Origin of the sequence: Bifidobacterium simiarum (assembly GCF_002802905.1) — a bacterium.
Classification (GTDB): domain Bacteria; phylum Actinomycetota; class Actinomycetes; order Actinomycetales; family Bifidobacteriaceae; genus Galliscardovia; species Galliscardovia simiarum.
On record NZ_PEBK01000004.1, the window covers coordinates 131,209 to 151,259 of the forward strand.

Below are 20,051 nucleotides of genomic sequence, written 5' to 3' on the forward strand. Positions count from 1 at the left end.
ACGCTGGTGCCGGAGACGGTGCCCTGCACGACGAACGAGCCGCCCTTGGCGAACTGTCCGGAGTAGATGTAGGGCCAGGTCACCTTGACGTTGCGGGTCACGTTGTCGGTGTACACGGCCTTCACCGTGGCGGGCAGGCTCGGCCGCACTCCGGCCTTGGTCGTCACGGTGATCGCCGGAATCGACTTGATCGAAACGACCACCCTCACGGTCGCCTTGGCCTTCACGCTGGTGCCGGAGACGGTGCCCTGCACGACGAACGAGCCGCCCTTGGCGAACTGTCCGGAGTAGATGTAGGGCCACGTCACCCTGACTGCGCGGGTCACGCCGTCGGAGAATCGGGCGTTCACCGTGGCGGGCAGCTTCGGACGGGTGCCCGCGTTGGTGGACACGGTGATCGCCGGAATGGAAGTGACCGAGGCGGTGACGCGGACCGTGGCCTTGGCCTTCACATTGGTGCCGGAGACCGTGCCGTACACCGTGAAGGTGCCGGCCTTGGCGAACTGTCCGGAGTAGATGTACGGCCAGCTGACCTTCACGGCCTTCCTGGTGCCGTTGGTGTATGTGGCGGTCACCGTGGAGGGCAGGGTAGGACGCACGCCGTGTCGTGTGGTCACCGACGTGTCGGCGATGGACCGGATCGTGGCGATCCTCTCCCAGTGGGCATACAGCGTACGGTTGGCGGTCACCGGGGTGGTGAAGTCATAGCGGGCGCCGCCGTTGGCGGCCGTGTACCATCCGGCGAACGTGTAGCCGGAACGGGTCGGGTTCTTCGGCTGGGAGACCCTGCCGCCGCTGGTCACCGTCTGAGAGGCGACGCGGGAGCCGCCGTTCGAGTTGAACGCCACGGTGTAGCGATCGGGGTGGGACAGGGCCAGTTTCACGTTGTACTGGAGTCTGTATGCGGGCTGATCGTAGTATCTGGAGTCCACCGTGATGTAGTAGACACCAGGGGTCAGGGTTACTTTCCTGCCGGCGTGGGTCGTGGTATTGGCATAGAACTCCTCCGTGAACATCTGGTTGAGGTTCGAGTCGGTGAGGATTACGAACCACTTACCTTCGGCGGCTTGTTCGTTGCTGAACTGAATCTGTGCGGTATCGGCGTGGTTGACGGTCACCTTGTACCAATCATCATCGCCATCGTCGATGGTGACGCCGCTGATCGTGCCACCTGCGGGCAGTGGATCAGCGGTACTGAAGTCGTTGTTCCATTCGGTTTCCCATGCGGCGGTCTTGGTGTAGTTGGCCTTGAGGTTGTACTGGAGGCCGAAGGCGGGATTATCCCAGCGGCTGCAATCCACCTTGACCCAGTAGGTGCCGCCGGGCACGCCGAGCTTGGTGGTGACGGGGTGGTTGGGACTCTTGCCGTCGAACTTGTAGCTGTCGAGCTGGTTGAGGTTGGAGTCGTAGATGGTCACAAGCCATTGGCCGTTGGAGGTCTGCTGGTTGGAGAAGGTGAGGTTGATGACGCCGGCGGACGGGATCGCGAACTTGTAGTAGTCGTCGTCATCATCGTTGATGATGGTGCCGCTGACGACGCTACCGACCTTGATCGGATCGGCGGTTTCGGGCTTGTTGTTCCATTCGGTTTCCCATGAGGAGGTCTTGGTGTAGTTGGCCTTGAGGTTGTACTGAATGCCGAAGGCGGGATTATCCCAGCGGCTGCAATCCACCTTGACCCAGTAGGTTCCGCCGGGCACGCCGAGCTTGGTGGTGGCGGGGTGGTTGGGGCTCTTGCCGTCGAACGTGTAGCTGTCGAGCTGGTTGAGGTTGGAGTCGTAGAGGGTCACGTACCATTGGCCGTTGGAGGTCTGCTGGTTGGAGAAGGTGAGGTTGATGACGCCGGCGGACGGGATCGCGAACTTGTACCAATCCTCGTCATCGTCATCGATGATCCTACCGGACGCCGTGGCGCCGACCTTGATGCTGCAGGCGTTGTCGGAGTTGTCGCACCCGGCGTTGGCCGAGGCGCCGCCGGACTGCTGGGCGCCGTCGGCGGAGGCTGACGGAGCCGGAGTCTTGGTCTGTGCCTTCGGAGCCGGCGTGTTCTTGGTCTCGGTCTTCAGTGCTTCCGTCTTCGGGGCCGCGGTCTTCTGTGTCGCCTTCGGAGCGGGGGTGCTCGACGTCGCGGCTGACGGAGCCGTGGTCTTCTGCGGCGTGGCCGTGCTCTGCTGGGCGGGCGCCGCAGTGGCTTCGGGCGCTGCCGTGGAGGTCGACGCGGACTGGCCGCCGTCACCCTCGGCCGCGATCGCCACGGCCCCCATCGGCAGCAGCATCGCGATCGTCGCGACCGCACCGACTCCTACCTTTGCTAGTTTTCTCAGATATGCAGGCTTCTGTGGATGCATGACTGAACCTTTCTGTAAGGACTTCCTCTTCAAGTCCGTAACCTGAGCCGAATCCGCAAGCTCATTACTTCCCAATATATCGCCGCATCGCGCCGATCGTCCCCCCCCCGATCCAAATTCTGCCTCACTATTCCTTGATAATCCGGCGGGAACGCATCGTCGTTTCGTCTGACTGGCTGACCGGTGCCGGAGAACGCCGGGAACCTTGGGGAAACGACACAATCCGTCGGTCTGTCAACGATCCGTCCGATACGGCGAATTTTTCCGTCTCGCCCGCGCGGTTCGGGGGTAAAGTCGCAAGTGGATCGACGTCGGACGAGCGGGCCGATGGGATAACCGATGGGACATTCCGGTCGCATGCGGATCGGCCCGATGATCTGGCTGATCGGTCCGACGATCTGGTGAGAGGAAAGGAACGGATATGAGCTTGTTTGGCAGGAACGGCAGTCATGCTGGGCGCGGGCCCCGTCGCGGTCGGCGTGCGCTCGCCGGACTGGTGTCGGCGGCGATGCTGATCAGCGGCGGCGTACTGGCCACGGCGGCCACCGCGTCCGCGGCCGAAACCGGCCGGGGGGACACGGACATCAGTTTCCCGGATCTGAACACGAAGACGGTGAACGTCTCCTTCGACCCCAACGGGGGCTCCGGCGTCCCGTCGCAGACGGTAAAGCTCGGCGGTCAGGCCGCGGAACCGACCGCGCCGACCTGGCCGGGACACACCTTCCTCGGCTGGTACACCCAGCGCAACACCGGCATCAAATATGACTTCAGGACCCTGCTGGTCACCGACATCACCCTGTACGCGCACTGGTCGACGAACGTGTACACGGTCACGTTCGACGGCAACGGCGTGCAAACCGTGGTGCCGACCTCCAAGACCGTGCGGTACGGCGACCGATACGGCACCCTGCCCACCATGGCCCGCGTCGGCTACACCTTCGACGGCTGGTACACCGCGAAGACCGGCGGCACGCATGTGGTCGCCGAAACCACGATGACCACGGCCGACAACGTGACGCTGTACGCGCACTGGACGGCCAACACATACACGGTCACGTTCAACGCCGTCGGCGGATCGGTGTCGCCGCTTTCCAAGAAGGTGCAGTACGAGTCCGCATACGGCACGCTGCCCACGCCGACCCGCGCGGGATACACGTTCGTCGGGTGGTACACGCTGCCGGTCGACGGCACCAACGTGACCGCCGACTCCAAGCTGACCGATCTGCGCAACGTGACGCTGTACGCGCACTGGAAGCGCGGCACGGAGCACGTCGACGTGCATACGGTGCCGGTGTACCGCGTGTATAACCGCAATTCCGGACTCCACCATTACACGACCAGCTGGGGTGAGAAGACCCTGCTGGTGCGTCTGGGGTGGCGTGACGAGAACCATGGCTCGAACAGCTTCGTGACGGTGAGCAAGAACACCGCGGGTGCGCAGCCGGTGTACCGCGAATACAATCCGCACAACGGCACGCACAACTGGACGCTGAACCGGGCCGAGCACAACATGCTGGTGCGTCTGGGATGGCGCGACGAAGGCATCGGCTGGTATGCGCCGAAGAACGGTCCGTCGACCGTGTGGCGTCTGTACAACCCGCATTCCGGCGAGCACGTATACACCACGAGCCACGGCGAGTACCTGGCCGTGGTCCACGCCGGCTGGCGCGGCGAAGGAGCTGCATGGAGAAGTTTGTGATGGCAAAGGCATTGCCTTTGCGCAAACTTCTGCGGAGGGCTCCGCTACCGGGAGCCCGGAGCCAATAGGGCGCTTGCCGTAAGGCAAGTCCATAATTGCTGGGGGAGCCTGTAGCGAAAGGCATTACCTTTGCGCAAACTTCTGCGGAGGGCTCCCGCTGGCGGGAGTCCGTGTCCCTTGGCTTCCCCTGTGAGGGGAAGCTGGCAGCCGCAGGCTGACTGATGAGGTGATGAAAACGGAACTACGCCCGGGGGCGAAACTTGGAATCGCGGCTTCGTTCGTCACCTCATCAGTCTCGTTGCACTCGACAGCTTCAACCGCAAGAACAGACGGCCTGCGGCCGCGCATTATCCGCTCGCCTGTCGGCTCGCCTGAGCCCTAAAAACGCCGCTGGCGTTTTCTTTATGGTCTCAGCCTAAGGGGAAGCCCGTCCGCATTGGCAAGTGCTCCGCTACCGGGAGCTGTCCGGCTGTGCCGGACTGAGGGTGGTCAAATCATTCCGCATCTGCCCACCCCCAGTCTGCCCGCCGGCAGTCAGCCCCCGCCGGCGGGGGCGCGAGTCTCAATGGTTCCGCCAATTCCGGCGATCCGAAAGCCAGCCTCGCCAGCAGTGGCGCAGGGTTGCTCCTGACCGGTTCGTGAGAGCTCTGCTCGGCGTTGTCATGGGTCCGAATCCACGGTGTTCAGGGTGGATTCGGACCTATCTCTATTCTGAGGGCGGATTTTGGGGTGCTGCAGACACCTATCTCTATTCTGAGGGTCCCCCGACACGGGTATATGCAGGTATTCGGGCTCCAACGCTGTTGGAATTCCAAGGATTTTGGTCGTCGGCTACTTTCCCATGTGCCCCGAGAATGGAGATAGGTGTCTGCAAAGTCTTCGAATCTGCCCTGAGAATGGAGATAGCTCTCAAAACGTTCCTGACCGCCCCTATACAATGGACGCGATACGACGTGAGATGACATGATGTTCGACATGTGATCGGCGGTGGTCGCCGATTGGGATGGACGTCGCGTTGCGCGGGCATGGCCTGTGCGTAGGGAGCTGAATGATGACTGCTGGATGGACCGGATGGACTGGACGAATTGGACGGATGCGCGGCGGGAGACTGGCCGCGGTGGCGATTGCGTTGGGCGGACTGCTGTTCTCGGGACTGCCGATGACGGCGAACGCCGCCGAGGTCTCTACCACGGCAGAGTCCGCTGCGGCAACGAGTTCGGAGACTTCGTCCTCGACCGTCGCCGCTTCGATTCCCGATGATGCCACGGTGATCGCCGATGATCTGGCGAAGGTCGGCGACCGGGTGGTCGATCTGCATACCGGCAGCGCGGTTACCGATCCTCAGATCGTTGGCACCGCATCGACTCCGGCCGATCCGCTTGCGGCCACAGACGGCACGTCGTTCACGCCGATGACCGTGGGGGAGTGGAAGGAATCCGCGGCTTCAGAGGCGTCCGGCGCCGCGGACGGCAATCGTGCCGGCGGCAGCTCCGCCGCCTTCCCGAACGGCAACGGCGGTGCGAAATGGGGCACGTACAACGGCGGCAAGGCGTTCTACGAGGGCAATGGCACGCTGTTCGCCCGATCCGCGAAATCAGTGGTCGACGTCTCCGAATGGCAGGGGAAGATCGACTGGGCCAAGGTGAAGGCCTCCGGCGTGGACGGTGCGATCATCCGCGTCTCGTACGGCACGGTGCAGGACAAGACCATGCGGTACAACATCGCCGAATGCAAGCGTCTGGGCATCCCGTTCGGCGTCTACGTATACTCCTACGCCTACGACAGCGCGTTCGCCGCGTCGGAAGGCCGGGCGATCGCCAACATCCTCAAGGGACTGGGCGTGAAGGCATCCGACATGAAGTACCCGGTGTTCTACGATCTGGAGGACTGGACGTGGGCCGGCCACTCCCGTCCGACCAAGCCCGCGCAGTATGAGGGCATCGTCAACGCGTGGTACCGGCAGCTGCAGTCGGCCGGCTACACGAATCTGGGCGTGTACTCGTACACCAGCTATCTGGAGACCGCGCTGAAGAGCAGTTCGATCTACGCGAAGGTGCGTTGGGTAGCCAACTACAGCGGCCGGTACCGTCTGCTCGGCGCGAAGCTGGGCACGTTCTCGTTCTCCACGCCGGACCGCATGTGGCAGTACACGTCGAGCGGCACGGTTCCCGGCATTTCCGGCAACGTTGATTGCAACGCGTTCGGATACCCGATCTCCTCGTCGGGCGGATCGTCGGTGCCGAACAAGCCGTCCACGCCTTCCACGCCGAGCGGCTCGGCGACGAAGGTGCCGGTGTATCGCGTGTACAACAGGCATTCCGGATTGCATCATTACACGAGGAACGCGGCCGAACGGAACATGCTGGTGGCCAAGGGATGGCGTAACGAGGGCACGTCGTTCGTCACGGTGCCGGGCGGTACGTCCGGAGCGAGGCCGGTATACCGCGAGTACAACCGCAACGACGGCAATCACAATTGGACGCTGAACAAGGCGGAGCATGACATGCTCGTGCGTCTCGGCTGGAAGGACGAGGGCGTGGCATGGTACACGCCGTCGAGCGGCAAGGACGTGTACCGTCTGTACAACCGCAACTCCGGCGAGCACGTATACACGATGAGCTACGGCGAGTACGTGGCCGTCCAGCGCGCCGGCTGGCGCGGCGAACACGTCGCATGGAAAAGCCTGTAATTGAAAGCACTGCCTTCAATCAGGCTTTTGCGAAGGGCCGTCGCCGCCGGCGGTCCGGAGCCAGCAAAGCGCTTGCCGTAAGGCAAGTCCTCAATTGCGGGACGAGTTTGTGATGACACACCTTGCCTTCCCCCTCTGGGGGGGGGGCGAAGTGCTTCGGGCCTTCGCTCGCCTGTCGGCTCGCCTGAGCCCTAAAAACGCCGCTGGCGTTTTCTTGACGGGCTCAGCCTAAGGGGAAGCCTGTGCTTCGTCATGCCCCCGCAGGCGGGGGCTGTCGAGCGGACGCGAGACTGGGGGGTGGTCAAGTCCCGTCGCATGGCGATTCGACCACCCCCAGTCCGCCTGCGGCGGCCAGCCCCCGCCGGCGGGGGCGCCAGCTGAAGCGAGGCTTCGTCCGTCACCTCATCAGTCAGCCGACGAGGCGGTTCTTGGCGATCCATGCAAGGTGTCGCAGGCCGGTGACCAGATACCGCTGCTTCGAGCTGCCGCTGCGCACGCGCTGGCGGATATGCACCTCGCCGAACCGCCGTCCGAGATACCGGTAGGCGTTGAGCTTGATCTGCGGGGAAAGATTCCAATCACCCTCGCTGAGCTGAAGCTCCGGCGCCACGTCGCGGCGGAACACCCACATGCCCGACAGCGAATCGTGGATGCGCAGCCCGTACAGCATCAGGATCTCCGCATTCAGCGTGCGCACACCAAGCTGAAGCTTCCAGGGAATGTTGTCGGCCGGATACCGCGAGCAGGAGACGAAGTCGAGTCCGCGTCGGGTCATGTCGTCGAGAATCCGCGGCACGTCGTCGATCGGATACGTGCCGTCGCAGTCCGCGCAGACGATGAGGTCTCCCGTGGCCGCCGCAATGCCGGTCATGTGGGCGTATCCGTAGCCGATGCCGTTGATCGTCCGATCGTCCCGCAGCGCCTGCAGCCGGGGATTGCCGGCTTCCAGCGATTGCGCCAGATCATAGGTGCCGTCGGTGGATGCGTTGCACACGAGGATGATCTCGTCGTAGTACGCCGGCACCGTATCGATCAGCGTGGCGAGATGGTCCTCCTCGTTGCGGCAGGGCATGACCAGGGAAAGAGTGTGGTTTCCTAGCATTCCGTTACTTCTCTCGATTCACTACCAACGTCGACGATCCGCGGCCATCGGATGCAGTACTGAGTGTTCTGCGTTCCTGCGATGCGCATGTGGCCCGATACCCGCTTTACCCTAGCATCATCGCGGCAGACGGCAAATCATCCGCAATGTTGATCCCCGATTATCGGAATATCACCACAAAACTCGACTATTGGCCATTGGCTCGTCGATCGCGCCGACGCCGTTCGACGAAGGGATCCCCGATGCCCGCCCTGTTACCATATTGCCTGTGTTTATGCGGAATTCCACGACCTGTCCGATGCCGTTGAAGGACGGACTTCCCGGTTCCCAACGGCAAATGCCCCAGATTCGACATATCGAGTTTTGTGGTGTTCTCCGCATAGTCCTCATCGTTCTGGGCCTCATCGTCTGCGCGGTCGCCACAGCCGGCCGTCTGCTGATGTCGAACACGCTGCACATGTGGTACGCCTTCAACCAGCGGGCGGACGATCAGCTGCTGATGATGCAGTCCCTGCCCGGCTACGCCGACTCCACCGACCTGTACAAACTCGCCAAGAACCAAGGTTTCGCGTACTTCCTGCGATTCATCGGATGGTCGGGCGTGAACGTCGACATCGTGTTTTTCACGGTCTGGCTGGCGGCCGCACTGCTGTGCGCGGTGGCGATGCAACGCTGTTTCCATGTGATCTGGCTGTCGATGTTCACCTACGTCTATGTGCTGTGGAATCCGCTGGCATTCGAGGACTGGCTGGGCACGCGCGTCTACCGCAACTCGCTGTTCGCGCCCGCCCTGTTCATTCTGGTATCCGGTCTGCTGATCCTCCTCACATTGGTATGGGGGCTGGTTCGGTCGATCAGTACGTCTCGGGCGGTCGGTAAATCCGGGCCGACTAGCGTGTCCGGGGCAGCCGTCATGTCCGCCCCAGCCAGTGCGCCCGGCCTGACCAATGTGCCCAGATCACGCGACGCCGCCGCTCACCCGCCCCGGCCCGTTCGCTCCCGTCTGGTCCCGAACCTTCCTCCGCGGGCTCGAGCCATCATCCGCGCGACACTGCTCACGCTGCGCATCGTCGTCATCGCCGCGTTCGCCGTGCTGCTCGGCGCCTGCTTCGCCCTGATCTTCGACCTCAAGGAGGACTCCATCTGGATGGTCCCGATGGTCGGATTCGCGCTGGCGCTCGCCGCCGCCCCCGCATTGGGCCCGCGCCGATTCGGCCCGGCGTGGTCCGGTTCAACACGGTCTGATCCGAAACAGAACCAGTCCGGCCCGGCACGGTCGGGTTCGGCACAGTCCGGAAAGTCCGCCGTGATCTTTGCCGTGATCGTCTCCGTGGCGAAGCGGCTCGGCGTCATTCTGCTGTGCGTGCTGCCGGCCGTGACCACCTACGCCGGCGTCCAGATCATCAAGGCCAACAACGACCGCGATTTCGGGGTGAGTCTGCTCAACACCCGAACGAGCGGCGAGATCGCCGGGTTCATCAGCCGCATCTACAGCATCGATTCGCCGAATCAGACGGTGTCGGTGTGGTCGCCGGGCGATTCGATCACGAAGGCGTTCCGCGCGGCCCCGGCGCTGCGGCAGTACCCGGAGATCTGGGAGTATATGGAACAGTTCGCCAAGACGCCGAACGGCAATGACGACGATCGCCGCTCCGACGGCAGCCTGAATGCCAACGGTTCCTCGAATTCGGACGGCGTGGTCGGTGTCAACGAGGACGGTCAGCTGACCGGGGACTTCATTTCGTGGCGGATGCTGAACGCCATCGACCAGTCGTCGCTCACCATGCGCGACGAGGCGAAGGTGCAGCGGGTGTTCGCCAAGGCCAATGCCGAACTGGACCGGGCGTTCGCGCAGGGCAGGCTGAAGAAGACCGACAAGATCGCGATCACCCCGTCGCTGGTGCCGCGCACGCCGGACGAGATCGGCGAGCTGTTCGCCCCGAGCTGGCGGGCCTATGCGAACGCGGTGACCTTGGACGAAGGCTATGCGATCGGATCGTCGTCGGCCACCCAGTATTATTCGTCGGCGATCTGGTCGCCATCCCGGCAGGAGGGTCTGCGGCAGCTGAACGTCGATCCCGACGATCTTTCGCCGCAGCCGGTGGCGTGGTTCACTCGGTCGGACGCCGTGGCGACGGCCAAATGGGTGGCGTCGGCGTATCGGACGGTCAATATGGTGCTGATCGCGGCGGCGGTCGGTGCGGTACTGTCCGCGATCATGATGACGGGTTTGCGCGGTGTGCGGGCGGTCCGGAGGTGGATCGAACGGCGGCGGTCGTCGGGCAGATCGGTCTCCGGACGGATTGCCGGACGGCCGGATGACGATCGGCCGGACGGTGATCGTCCGGTGCTGGCGGCGTGGGGCTGGATCAGCCTGTCCGTCTGTCTGCTGATCTATGCGTACGCCTACTGTTTCTTCGCCTACTGGTATGCGCAGTATCTGCACAACGACCGCATCACGTTCTTCTACGTCACCGGGCTGATCACCCCGCTGATCGTGATCGGTCTGCTGCTGGCCGTCGGATCGTATCTGCGGATGTTCGCAGGAATCGGTCGGGAACGGGAAAAATGAGAAAATGACCGGCAGTTGGGAAAAACTACGCAGATTACGTTAACCGACCTACCGGTTGGGCGGGTTTGTGGGGGAAAATCCTGCGAAAAACACGAAAAACCAAGACTGTGGGTGAATGGCGACTTGCCAAAAAGTTACGTAGATTTGGCGTTTCTCCAGTAATATAGGTCACGCGCCGCGTGGTCGCCGCTGCACTTTCGGCCCATCGTCGGGTTCGCCCCTCGATCGGACGATTGGACGGCTGCGCGGTTGCTTCCCCATCTCACGGTGCTTGGAAGGATTGTGTATTGCAACGCTGGATCATCGAGACCCTCAAGCGTGAGACCGTGCTAGTGGTGGCGGCCATCCTTGCCGTCATATCCTGCTTCATCGTGCCGCCCGACGATCAGTACGTCACCTACGTGCACTGGAACACCATCTCCCAGCTGGTATGCCTGATGCTCGTGGTCTGCGGTCTGCAGCGCGTGGGCGTCTTCCGCATCATCGGTGCGAAGCTGCTCGGCCGGGTGCGCACCGCCCGCGGACTCGTGCTCACGCTGGTGGCGCTGCCGTTCTTCTCGGGCATGTTCGTCACCAACGACGTGGCGCTGGTCACCTTCGTGCCGTTCGCCATCGCCGTGCTGATCATGGCCGACATGGAGCGGCAGGTATGCCTAGTGGTCACGCTGATGACGCTGGGCGCCAACCTCGGCAGCATGTTCACCCCGATCGGCAACGCGCACAACCTGTACCTCAAGGCCGTCTCCGGCATGGGAACGATGGAGTTCCTCGCCATCATGGCGCCCTACTCCGGGCTCGCGGCCGTGCTGCTGTGCGTGATCACCTGGTTCGTGTTCGGCGGCCGGCGGGTCTCCCGGTTCGAGGGGCTTGACGCGGCGGGCATCGAGCAGAGCGTGCTTGCCCCCGACCCCTCGCAGGCCCAGCCCGACGAGATCCGCATCACCGGCTACGGCGCGGGATACGGCGGATGGCGGGCCGCGGTGTATGCGGTGCTGTTCGTCGTCTGCCTGCTCGGCGTCAACGGCGTGCTGCCGCTATGGCTCATGGTGGTGATCGTGGTCGCGGCGTTCCTGTTCTGCGACCGTCGCGCCTTTGCCAAGGTCGACTGGGGTCTGCCGCTCACCTTCTGCGCGTTCTTCATGTTCATCGGCAACATGAAGCGCGTGCCGGCGTTCTACGAGCTGGCGCAGTCGCTGGTCGGTGGGCATCCGCTGGAGCTGGGCGTGGCGTTCAGCCAGGTGATCTCCAACGTGCCCACCACGCTGCTGCTCTCCGGTTTCTCCGATGCGTGGCGGCCGCTGATCATCGGCACCAACCTCGGCGGCATGGGCACGCTGATCGCGTCGATGGCCTCGCTGATCTCCTACAAGGCGGTGGCGTCGAAGTATCCGCACAGCAAGGGCAGGTACCTCGGCGTCTATACCGGCATGAATGTGGTGTTCCTGATCGCGCTGGTCGGGCTCGCGCAGGTGATCGAGTAGGCGGGCGTGCCGGCGGCTGGGGCTGGCTGTGTGCTGGCGGCTGGGCGGCCGGGTGTGCTGGCTGCTGTGCTGACGGTCGTGCTACCGGTGGTTGCGGCCATGCTACCGGTGGTTGCGGCCATGCCACCGTTGGTTGCGGTCGTGCCACCGTTGGTTGCGCGCTGGCTGTGCGGCTGACGGTTGTGCGGCTGACGGTTGTGCGGCCGGGCGCGCTCGGGATTACGGCCCGTTTGACCGGCCTGTCGGTTCAGGGGGCATTGTTATAGTGTGGAGAGCCGGAAAAACGTGTGGAGAAGACGGCGGATCCCTTGTGCCACATGGCACAATGTGACATGCAATGCGTCGTGTCGCAGCGGGGCGCCGCACTGATGACGGTCCATGGCGAAGAGTCATGGCGAGGAAGCGTCCGTGACGATCCACGGGCAAAGGAAACGAAAGGCGGTTCGTCGGATGTCGGTGTTGTTGGAAGGTACCCCCGAAAGGCGGCTGGCACTGGTAACGGGTCGTGCCTATCCGGAACTGGCCGAGGAGACGGCCAAGTATCTGGGCATCGACGTGTTCCCGACCAACGCCTACGATTTCGCGAACGGCGAGATGTACGTGCGGTTCGCCAAGCCGGTGCGCGGTGCCGACGTGTTCGTGCTGCAGGCGCACACCGATCCGATCAACAAGTGGATCATGGAACAGCTCATCATGCTTGATGCGCTCAAGCGCGCCGACGCGCGATCCATCACCGTGGTGGCCCCCTTCTTCGGCTACTCCCGTCAGGACAAGAAGCATCAGGGCCGCGAGCCGATCACCGCCCGCCTGATGTTCGACCTGTTCCGCAAGGCCGGCGCCGACCGCATCATGACCGTGGACCTGCACGCCGCCCAGGAGCAGGGCTTCTTCGACAAGCCGGTCGATCATCTGACCGCCATGCCGATTCTGGTCGACTACGTGCGCGAGCACATCGAGCTGGGGAACGCGACGATCGTCTCCCCGGACGCCGGACGTATCAAGGTTTCCGAGCAGTGGGCAGCCAAGCTGGGCGGACTGCCGCTGGCGTTCATCCACAAGTCCCGCGACATCACCCGTCCGAACCACGCCGAGGCGCATGGCATCATCGGCGACGTCGAAGGCAAGGACTGCGTGGTGGTGGACGACATGATCGACACCGCCGGCACGATCTGCGAGGCCGTCAAGACGCTGCGCAACGCGGGTGCGAAGTCCGTGACGCTGGTGGCCACGCACGGTCTGCTGTCCGGTCCGGCCGTGGAGCGCCTGAAGAACTGCGGCGCCCGTGAGATCGTGCTCACCGACACCGTGCCGGTGCCGGATTCCAAGCGTTTCGACGGACTGACCGTGCTGTCCGTGGCGCCGCTGCTGGCGGCGGGCATCCGTTCGGTGTTCGAGAGCCGTTCGGTGACCACGCTGCTCAACGGTCTGCCGGCGGATATGCGGACTCGTAATATCTATGCGTGATTAGGGCGTTGATTGTCGGCTGCGGATGGTCTGGGCCTTTCGATGGCCGGGTCGTGCCGGGCCATGTGAAGCTCAGATCATGCGATGGCTGGGCTTTGCGATGGCCGGGTCGTGTGATGGCCGGGCATGGTCGCCGGTCGACAGACTCGGCGACACGCGCTGACCGATAAAAACAGGGAGATATCTCCCTGTTTTTTCATATGGCCCGTAGTCTGGGGCCATGAAGATTCTGCATACCTCGGATTGGCATATCGGCCGGCGGTTCAAGGGCCTCGACCTCGCCGACTATCAGCGCCGCGCGCTCGACTGGCTGGTCGGGCTGGTCAGGCGCGAACGGGTGGACGTCGTATGCGTATCGGGGGACGTCTATGATTCGCCGATGCCGTCCGCGGCGTCGGTGGATCTGCTCGACGACGTGCTCACGCGACTGACCGGCATCGTCGATGACGACGGCCGTCCGGCAGTGGACGTGATCGTAACGCCCGGCAACCATGATTCCGCGCGGAAGCTGGGATTCGGGGCGCGGATGATGCGGCCGAACCTGCATCTGCGGTGTGCGATCGAGGACCTGGCGACGCCGGTGATCGTGCGGCGCGGCGGAGGTGCCGGTGACGGTGTGGGTACTGATGCTGGTGTGGATGATGCTGGCGGGGTTGGTGTCGGTGACGGTGTGGGTACTGGTGACGGTGTGATTGGTGCCGGTGAGACTGTGGCGGTGTATGCGCTGCCGTATCTGGATCCGGATGTGGCGCGGCCGGTGCTGGAGCGGATGCTGGGGGAGAGCGAGGGAGCTGACTCTGGCGAGGGGGCCGGTTCTGGCGGGGAAGCTGGTTTTGGAGAGGGGACTGCCGAGAGCATTCCGCGATCGCATGAGGGAGTGATGACTGCGGCGATGCGGATGATTCGCAAGGATCTGGCTCGCCGGCGAGAGACGGATCCGGCCATGACCGCGGTGCTGATGGCCCACGCGTTCGTGACCGGCGCCGCGCCCACCGATTCGGAGCGGAACATCGCCGTCGGCGGCGTCGATAGTGTGCCGGCGGCGGTATTCGCCGGCGCGGGATTGGATTATCTGGCGCTGGGGCATCTGCATAGGCCGCAGGCGGTGACGGTGCCGGCTCAGATGGTGTCGGTGCCGGGCGGGAACGTGGTGCCGGGCGGCGCGATTCCGGTTGACGATGCTGATAATGGTGTGGGCGTGGGAGCTCACGGGGAGACGCTGGCCCGGTATTCCGGGTCTCTGCTGGCTTATTCGTTTTCGGAGGCGTGCCGGCCCCCGAAGGTCGGCAACGGCAAAAGCGTGGTACTGATCGAAACCGGCGGCGATGGCTGCGTACGCGCGGATACCGTGCGGGTGATTCCCGTGGAATCCGGGGAGCCGGCACTGGTGAAGCTGCGGGGCAGTATGGCGGAGCTGACCGGGCCGTTGGCGGCCGGTCACGCGCATGACTGGGTGAGCCTGACCGTCACCGAGCCGGAATATCCGCACGGCATGTACGCCAGACTGGACGAATGCTATGCGTCGGCACTGGAGAAGCAGTTCGAGCCCATACGGCGGGCCGGCGCCAGGCTGCTTGGCGACGCGGCTGGCGGTACGGGTGTTGACGGTACGGGTGCCGACGGTATGGGCGCTGACGGTGTGGCGGCCATGGCGAATCTGCGGCAGAGCCACAGCGAATTCGACGTGGTGAAATCGTTCGTCCGGTACACCCTGGGGCGCGATCCGGACGAGGCGGAGACCGACGTGCTGCAGGAGGCCATCGAACGAGCGAGGCAGGAGGACTGACATGAGACTCATCGGATTGCGGTTTCAGGGCATCGGGCCGTATCGGGACGAATATGCCATCGACTTCGCGGCGTTGAATCGTTCGCATATCTTCCTGATCGAGGGGGAGACGGGCGCCGGCAAGTCCACGATTCTCGATTGCATCAGCTTCGCGTTGTACGGCGGCGTATCCGTGGACGAGGCTAGCAAGGACCGGTTGCGGTCGCGGTTCCTCGATACGCAGACCACGCCATCGTTCGTGGACCTGATCTTCGAACTCAACGGACGGTATTATCGCGTCAAGCGCGAGCCGGCCTACGAGCGGCGCAAACTGCGTGGCGAAGGCACGGTGGCCGTGAACGCCAAGGGACGGCTGTGGCGGATCGACGCCGGATTGAGTGCGTTGCTGCCGGATGGCGGTACGGCTGTGGGTGATGGCACGAGCGGCGTGGTTGCGGGTGACGGTTTGTCGGCCGGCAATGGTCTGGCTGTGGACGGCGAGGATAAGTCTGGTGATTTCGGCGATGACAGCCGGTACGCCGAACGGTATTTCGACTATGCCGAGCAGGACGATCACAGTGAGCTGCTGGCCTCGCAGGCGCGCGATACCGGCGAGGAGATCATCCGGCTGCTGCACTTAAGCCGCGAACAGTTCTCCAAAACCGTGATGCTGGCGCAGGGTCAGTTCGCGGGATTCCTCAAATGCCGGCCCGAAGAGCGCACGCGGATCGTCAAAAGCCTGTTCGCCGCCGACGTATACGAGTCGATCCAGCAGGAACTGGAAGCCATGCGCAAGGAACAGGCCGCCGACGTGACCTCGCTGCGACGCGACCTGCTGCACGCCGTTTTGACGATGCGCTTCGTGGCGGAATCGCTGGAAGCGGAGAGCTCGGGGCCTGAGAATTCGGGGTCTGACGGTCGGGGGTCTGAGAGCTCCGGGTCTGAGTCGGAGAGCTCGGGGCCTGATGACGACGCCTCCGGTGGCGTTGCCGCTGCGGCTGGGGAGCCGGACGAGGCGGATCAGAGCGCGGAGTGGGCGATTCGGGACGGTGACATCGCCGAACCGGCATTGGAGATCTCGGCGATCGACAAGGCCCTGCATGAGCGGGCCGACGACGCCGAACACACCGCCGTCGAGCTGTTGGCCCGAAGCGGGCATGTGCTTGAGGTCGCGCGCACGCAGGTGGATGCGGCGCAACGGCGATACGATGCGGCGGTTCGGCTGCGCGAACTGGGCGAACATGCGGTGCAGGCGCGTCAGGCGGTGGACGATCTGGACGCGCTCGCCGACGAATACGACCGTAAGCGTGCAGCGCTCGGTGCTTCGGAAGCGGCCGGGCCGATCGTGCGGGCGGAGGACGAGGTGCGTGCGGCGCAAGCCGATGGCGACGCGCGACAGGCGGAGCTTGATGAGGTGGCCGAACGGTTGAGCGACCTCGAGCCGGAGGAGGTGCTGAGCGAGAAGCACGAGCAGGCGGTGCGCCGGGCCGCCGCCAAGCCGGTGGCCGAGCAGCGGTTGGCGCAGGCCCAGCAGCGACGCCGTCAGCTGGAACGATACGATCAGGCGACGGCCGAAACGGAGCGTGCAGAGCAGGCCGAGCAGGAGGCTCGAAAGCATGCGGAACAACTCGCCCAGCTGACCGAGGGCTTGGAATCCGAGGACGCGCTTGAGGCGTCGATCCGTGAAGCCATCCGGTCCGAGGAACAGCGTGATCTGCTTCAGGAGCAGCTCAGGCAGGCCCGGGAGCGGCTGGAACAGGTTCGGCAATACGATCAGGCAGTGGACTCCAACAAGGATCTGGCGCAGGCGCTTGCCGAGGCACAGGAGGCGCAGCGGCAGGCCGAGAGCGACTATCGCGAGGCCAAGAACCGGTTCTTCGCGGCCGGCGCGGCCATCTACGCCGCACAATTGCAGGACGGATGCCCATGCCCGGTATGCGGCAGCCTCGACCATCCGAATCCGGCCGGGACTCCCGACGGCGATATGACCGACGGCGATACGGCTGACGGCGGTACGACTGGACGGCAGCCGAACGGCAACGACTCCGCGGCCGACGATGGTTCCGACACGAACAGTGGCGCCGGCAGGAGCGACGTTCCCGACGAAGCACAGCTGGAACTGCTGGAACAGCGGGCAAGGGATGCCGCCGACGCCGTTGCGCAGGCCATGACGAACGTTAGATTGGGTGAAGCCGAAGCGGCGGCACTCAAGGAACGAACCGATGGTCTCGACGCCGGTCAGGCACAGCAGGCGATCGACGACCTGCAGCAGCGGATCGACGCCGCCGACGATGCCGCACGGCGACGCCGCGACCTCGAACGGCAGCTGGACCATGACCGCGACCTCCGACGGCAGGAGCAGGAAGCGGCGCAGCAGGTGGCATCGGCCGGAACCGCGGTGGAATCCGCGAAACGACTGGAGGAAGCCGCCAAGGAACTCTGCTGTGACGACGCCGGCGAACCATACACCGAATCCTCCGTCGCCGACATGGAACAAAAGGCCCGCGAGGAGATCGCCGAGTGCGACCGTCAGGCCGCACTGGCAACGACCCTCGCCGAACAAATCGACCATCGGCGCACCCTGACCGGCCGGCACACCGAACTGCGCGCCGCACTCGACGAGATCCGCAAGCGGACCGACGATCTCGCGGCCGCAAGGGATGCCCTGCTGGAATCCAGCGACTTCGATGATCTGGAATCCGCCATCGCCGCGCGACTCGACAGCGACACCCATGCCGCACTGAGCGAGGAGATCACCCAGTACGACAGCCAGACGAACGTGGCTCGGGCACAGCTGACGCGGGCGCGTGACGACCTGCGACTCATGCTGGAATCGGCAGAGTCGTCAGATACCGTTACGCCGGATACGGTTACGCCGGATACGGCACTGTCTGCCATGACGCCGTCGGTGGTTTCCGAACTGCAATCGTGGGGTGATCACGGCGATCACGGTGATCACGGCGATCACGGTGATATTGACGAGGTCGCCCGTCATGCCGCGTCGCTTGACCTCGGTCCCATTCGCCACGAACTCGCCGAAGCCGAGAGCCGACGCGACCTCGCCATCCGCGAACAGGAGCGCATCGGCAACCTCGACGCCGACCGCAGGACCGCCGCGCAGACGATGCTCGACGCCCTGCATGTCTGGTCCGACGCCTCGAAACGGTATGTTCCTGTTCGGGACATGGCACTGCTGGCTTCCGGCCGACCGGGTTCGCTGGCCAACGACGGGCTTTCGCTCGTCACCTTCGCCGTCACCGAACGGTTCCGCGACGTGCTCGCCCGCGCCAACGACATCCTCAAGGACATCCACGGCGGCGTCTACGAGCTGCGGCTCGGCTCGCACGAAGGCCGCGGCCTCAAAACCGGCCTGCCCATCGAGGTGTTCGACCGTCGCAGCGAACTCGCCACCGAAGCCACCACGCTGTCCGGAGGCGAAACGTTCTTCGTCTCACTGGCGCTCTCCCTTGCGCTGGCCGACATCATCCAGGCCGAAAACGGCGGGATCTCCATGCGTACGCTGTTCATCGACGAGGGATTCGGCAGTCTCTCCGACGAATACCTTGACGACGTGCTCGCCGTGCTGCGCCGCATCAGCCGGCATCGCGACATCGGCGTGATCTCCCACGTCGGCCAGCTCAAAAGCCAGATCGCCGAGCGCATCAGCGTCACCCGCATCAGCGAGGACTCCGCCAGCGAACTGAAGGTGATCGTATGAGCGGGGACATGGGCCGCGCCACCCGCCACCCGGGGTTGAGATTGTCCGCAAGGGCGCGTATTTTAAGAGAGTTGCCCATTTTGGGCACGCGCTTACACACTCCTGCCATGGAACGTCCATGGCCTTTTAGTCCGAAGGAGGTGGGTGATGTCTGCGCACAAGTATGAACTGATGCTCATTGCCGATCCCGAACTGGACGAGCGAGCACTCAAGAAGCTCACCGAGCAGTTCCTGAAGGTTGTCACCGATGAGAAGGGCACCATCGACAGCACCGATTACTGGGGCCGTCGCAAGCTTGCCTACGAGATCGCTGGCAAGACCGAAGGCAACTACGCCGTTATCGAATACACCGCTGAGCCGGCCACCAGCGACGAGCTGGATCGTCTGCTGAACCTCAACGAGTCCATTATCCGTACGAAGATCCTTCGTAAGGACGCCGAGTGAGTCTTCGGGTCTGACCCGAACCTCACCTCTTCACACGTTATCGATTACCCGACCGGCAGGCTGAGGAGTCCCCGAACCTGCATGACGCCGGGACCTATGGAAGGCTGAACATGGCAGGAGATACCGTCATCACGGTTGTGGGCAATCTCACGGCCGATCCGGAGCTGCGTACCATTCCGAGTGGCGCTACGGTGGCTAACTTCACCATCGCCTCCACTCCGCGTACCTACAACAGGCAGTCGGGCCAGTGGGAGGACGGCGACGCGCTGTTCCTCCGCTGCTCCGCATGGGATTCCAACTACAACCCCCTCGCCTCGAACATTCAGGCGTCGCTGTCCAAGGGCATGCGAGTCATCGCACAGGGCCGCCTCACCCAGCGCTCATATCAGGCGAACGACGGTTCGCAGCGCACCGTGGTGGAACTGCGCATCGATGAGATCGGTCCCGCGCTTTCGCGCAACACCGCCCAGGTCACCCGCAACAACAACGGCGGTGGCTATCAGGGCGGCAACGGCGGCGGCTTCGCCGGCGCCCAGCGCAATCAGGCTCCGATGCAGGGTGGCTACCAGGGCGGTTACCAGGGTGGCTACCAGGGCGGTGCTGCGGCTCAGTCCGCACCCGCTCAGCAGGCTCCCGCCGCCGACCCGTGGTCGACCGGTGCCAACACCGGCACCAGCTCGTTCGGCTCCTACGGTTCCACCGACGACTTCGGTGGCGCCAGCGACGAGCCCGAGTTCTGATCCCCGGGTAATCCATTCGATACGAAGAA

At 64.0% G+C, this 20,051-nt stretch carries 10 protein-coding genes; 9 read left to right on the plus strand and 1 reads right to left on the minus strand.

The window, feature by feature from the left end; all coding sequences use genetic code 11:
* The first annotated feature begins 2,769 nt into the window (after positions 1–2,769).
* Both CSQ87_RS05125 and CSQ87_RS05130 read left to right on the plus strand, forming a co-directional pair.
* The gene (locus CSQ87_RS05125; protein WP_100512806.1) at positions 2,770–4,047 is read left to right on the plus strand and encodes an InlB B-repeat-containing protein; all 1,278 of its coding nucleotides are present in this window, start codon (positions 2,770–2,772) and stop codon (positions 4,045–4,047) included.
* A gap of 1,048 nt (positions 4,048–5,095) precedes the next feature.
* Positions 5,096–6,736, plus strand: coding sequence for a glycoside hydrolase family 25 protein (locus CSQ87_RS05130; RefSeq protein ID WP_243388836.1), 1,641 nt, complete (start codon positions 5,096–5,098; stop codon positions 6,734–6,736).
* A 409-nt stretch (positions 6,737–7,145) separates the two neighbouring features.
* On the opposite strand, the gene CSQ87_RS05135 is transcribed toward CSQ87_RS05130, so the two are convergent.
* Positions 7,146–7,838, minus strand: coding sequence for a glycosyltransferase family 2 protein (locus CSQ87_RS05135; RefSeq protein WP_100512808.1), 693 nt, complete (start codon positions 7,836–7,838; stop codon positions 7,146–7,148).
* Between the two features lie 337 nt (positions 7,839–8,175).
* Between CSQ87_RS05135 and CSQ87_RS05140 the strand changes: the two genes are divergently transcribed.
* The 7 genes from CSQ87_RS05140 to CSQ87_RS05170 all read left to right on the plus strand — a co-directional run bounded on the left by CSQ87_RS05140 (position 8,176) and on the right by CSQ87_RS05170 (position 20,022).
* Complete coding sequence (locus tag CSQ87_RS05140; RefSeq protein ID WP_133122351.1) at positions 8,176–10,410, plus strand: hypothetical protein; 2,235 nt, start codon at positions 8,176–8,178, stop codon at positions 10,408–10,410.
* A 287-nt stretch (positions 10,411–10,697) separates the two neighbouring features.
* Complete coding sequence (locus tag CSQ87_RS05145; protein WP_100512810.1) at positions 10,698–11,891, plus strand: SLC13 family permease; 1,194 nt, start codon at positions 10,698–10,700, stop codon at positions 11,889–11,891.
* 450 nt (positions 11,892–12,341) lie between these two features.
* Positions 12,342–13,355, plus strand: a complete 1,014-nt coding sequence (locus CSQ87_RS05150) for a ribose-phosphate diphosphokinase (RefSeq protein ID WP_100512811.1) — start codon at positions 12,342–12,344, stop codon at positions 13,353–13,355.
* 220 nt (positions 13,356–13,575) lie between these two features.
* Positions 13,576–15,141, plus strand: a complete 1,566-nt coding sequence (locus tag CSQ87_RS05155; protein ID WP_100512812.1) for a metallophosphoesterase family protein — start codon at positions 13,576–13,578, stop codon at positions 15,139–15,141.
* 1 nt (position 15,142) lies between these two features.
* Positions 15,143–18,838 carry an AAA family ATPase gene (locus tag CSQ87_RS05160; RefSeq protein ID WP_100512813.1) on the plus strand — a complete coding sequence of 1,232 codons (3,696 nt, stop codon included), beginning with the start codon at positions 15,143–15,145 and terminating at the stop codon, positions 18,836–18,838.
* Positions 18,839–18,985: 147 nt separating this feature from the next.
* Positions 18,986–19,282: a 30S ribosomal protein S6 gene (rpsF, locus tag CSQ87_RS05165; protein WP_100512814.1), complete on the plus strand. Its 297-nt coding sequence runs from the start codon at positions 18,986–18,988 to the stop codon at positions 19,280–19,282.
* 110 nt (positions 19,283–19,392) lie between these two features.
* A complete protein-coding gene (locus CSQ87_RS05170) occupies positions 19,393–20,022 on the plus strand; it encodes a single-stranded DNA-binding protein (RefSeq protein ID WP_100512815.1) in 630 nt (209 codons plus the stop codon).
* Positions 20,023–20,051 lie beyond the last annotated feature (29 nt).

What these genes read in the sequence shown, in the direction of transcription:
- CSQ87_RS05125 (WP_100512806.1), top strand. Translation starts at nt 2,770, where the DNA reads ATGAGCTTGTTTGGCAGGAACGGCAGTCATGCTGGGCGCGGGCCCCGT.
- CSQ87_RS05160 (WP_100512813.1), top strand. Translation starts at nt 15,143, where the DNA reads ATGAGACTCATCGGATTGCGGTTTCAGGGCATCGGGCCGTATCGGGAC.
- CSQ87_RS05135 (WP_100512808.1), bottom strand. Translation starts at nt 7,838, where the DNA reads ATGCTAGGAAACCACACTCTTTCCCTGGTCATGCCCTGCCGCAACGAG.
- rpsF (WP_100512814.1), top strand. Translation starts at nt 18,986, where the DNA reads ATGTCTGCGCACAAGTATGAACTGATGCTCATTGCCGATCCCGAACTG.
- CSQ87_RS05155 (WP_100512812.1), top strand. Translation starts at nt 13,576, where the DNA reads ATGAAGATTCTGCATACCTCGGATTGGCATATCGGCCGGCGGTTCAAG.
- CSQ87_RS05130 (WP_243388836.1), top strand. Translation starts at nt 5,096, where the DNA reads ATGATGACTGCTGGATGGACCGGATGGACTGGACGAATTGGACGGATG.
- CSQ87_RS05170 (WP_100512815.1), top strand. Translation starts at nt 19,393, where the DNA reads ATGGCAGGAGATACCGTCATCACGGTTGTGGGCAATCTCACGGCCGAT.
- CSQ87_RS05140 (WP_133122351.1), top strand. Translation starts at nt 8,176, where the DNA reads ATGCCCCAGATTCGACATATCGAGTTTTGTGGTGTTCTCCGCATAGTC.
- CSQ87_RS05150 (WP_100512811.1), top strand. Translation starts at nt 12,342, where the DNA reads ATGTCGGTGTTGTTGGAAGGTACCCCCGAAAGGCGGCTGGCACTGGTA.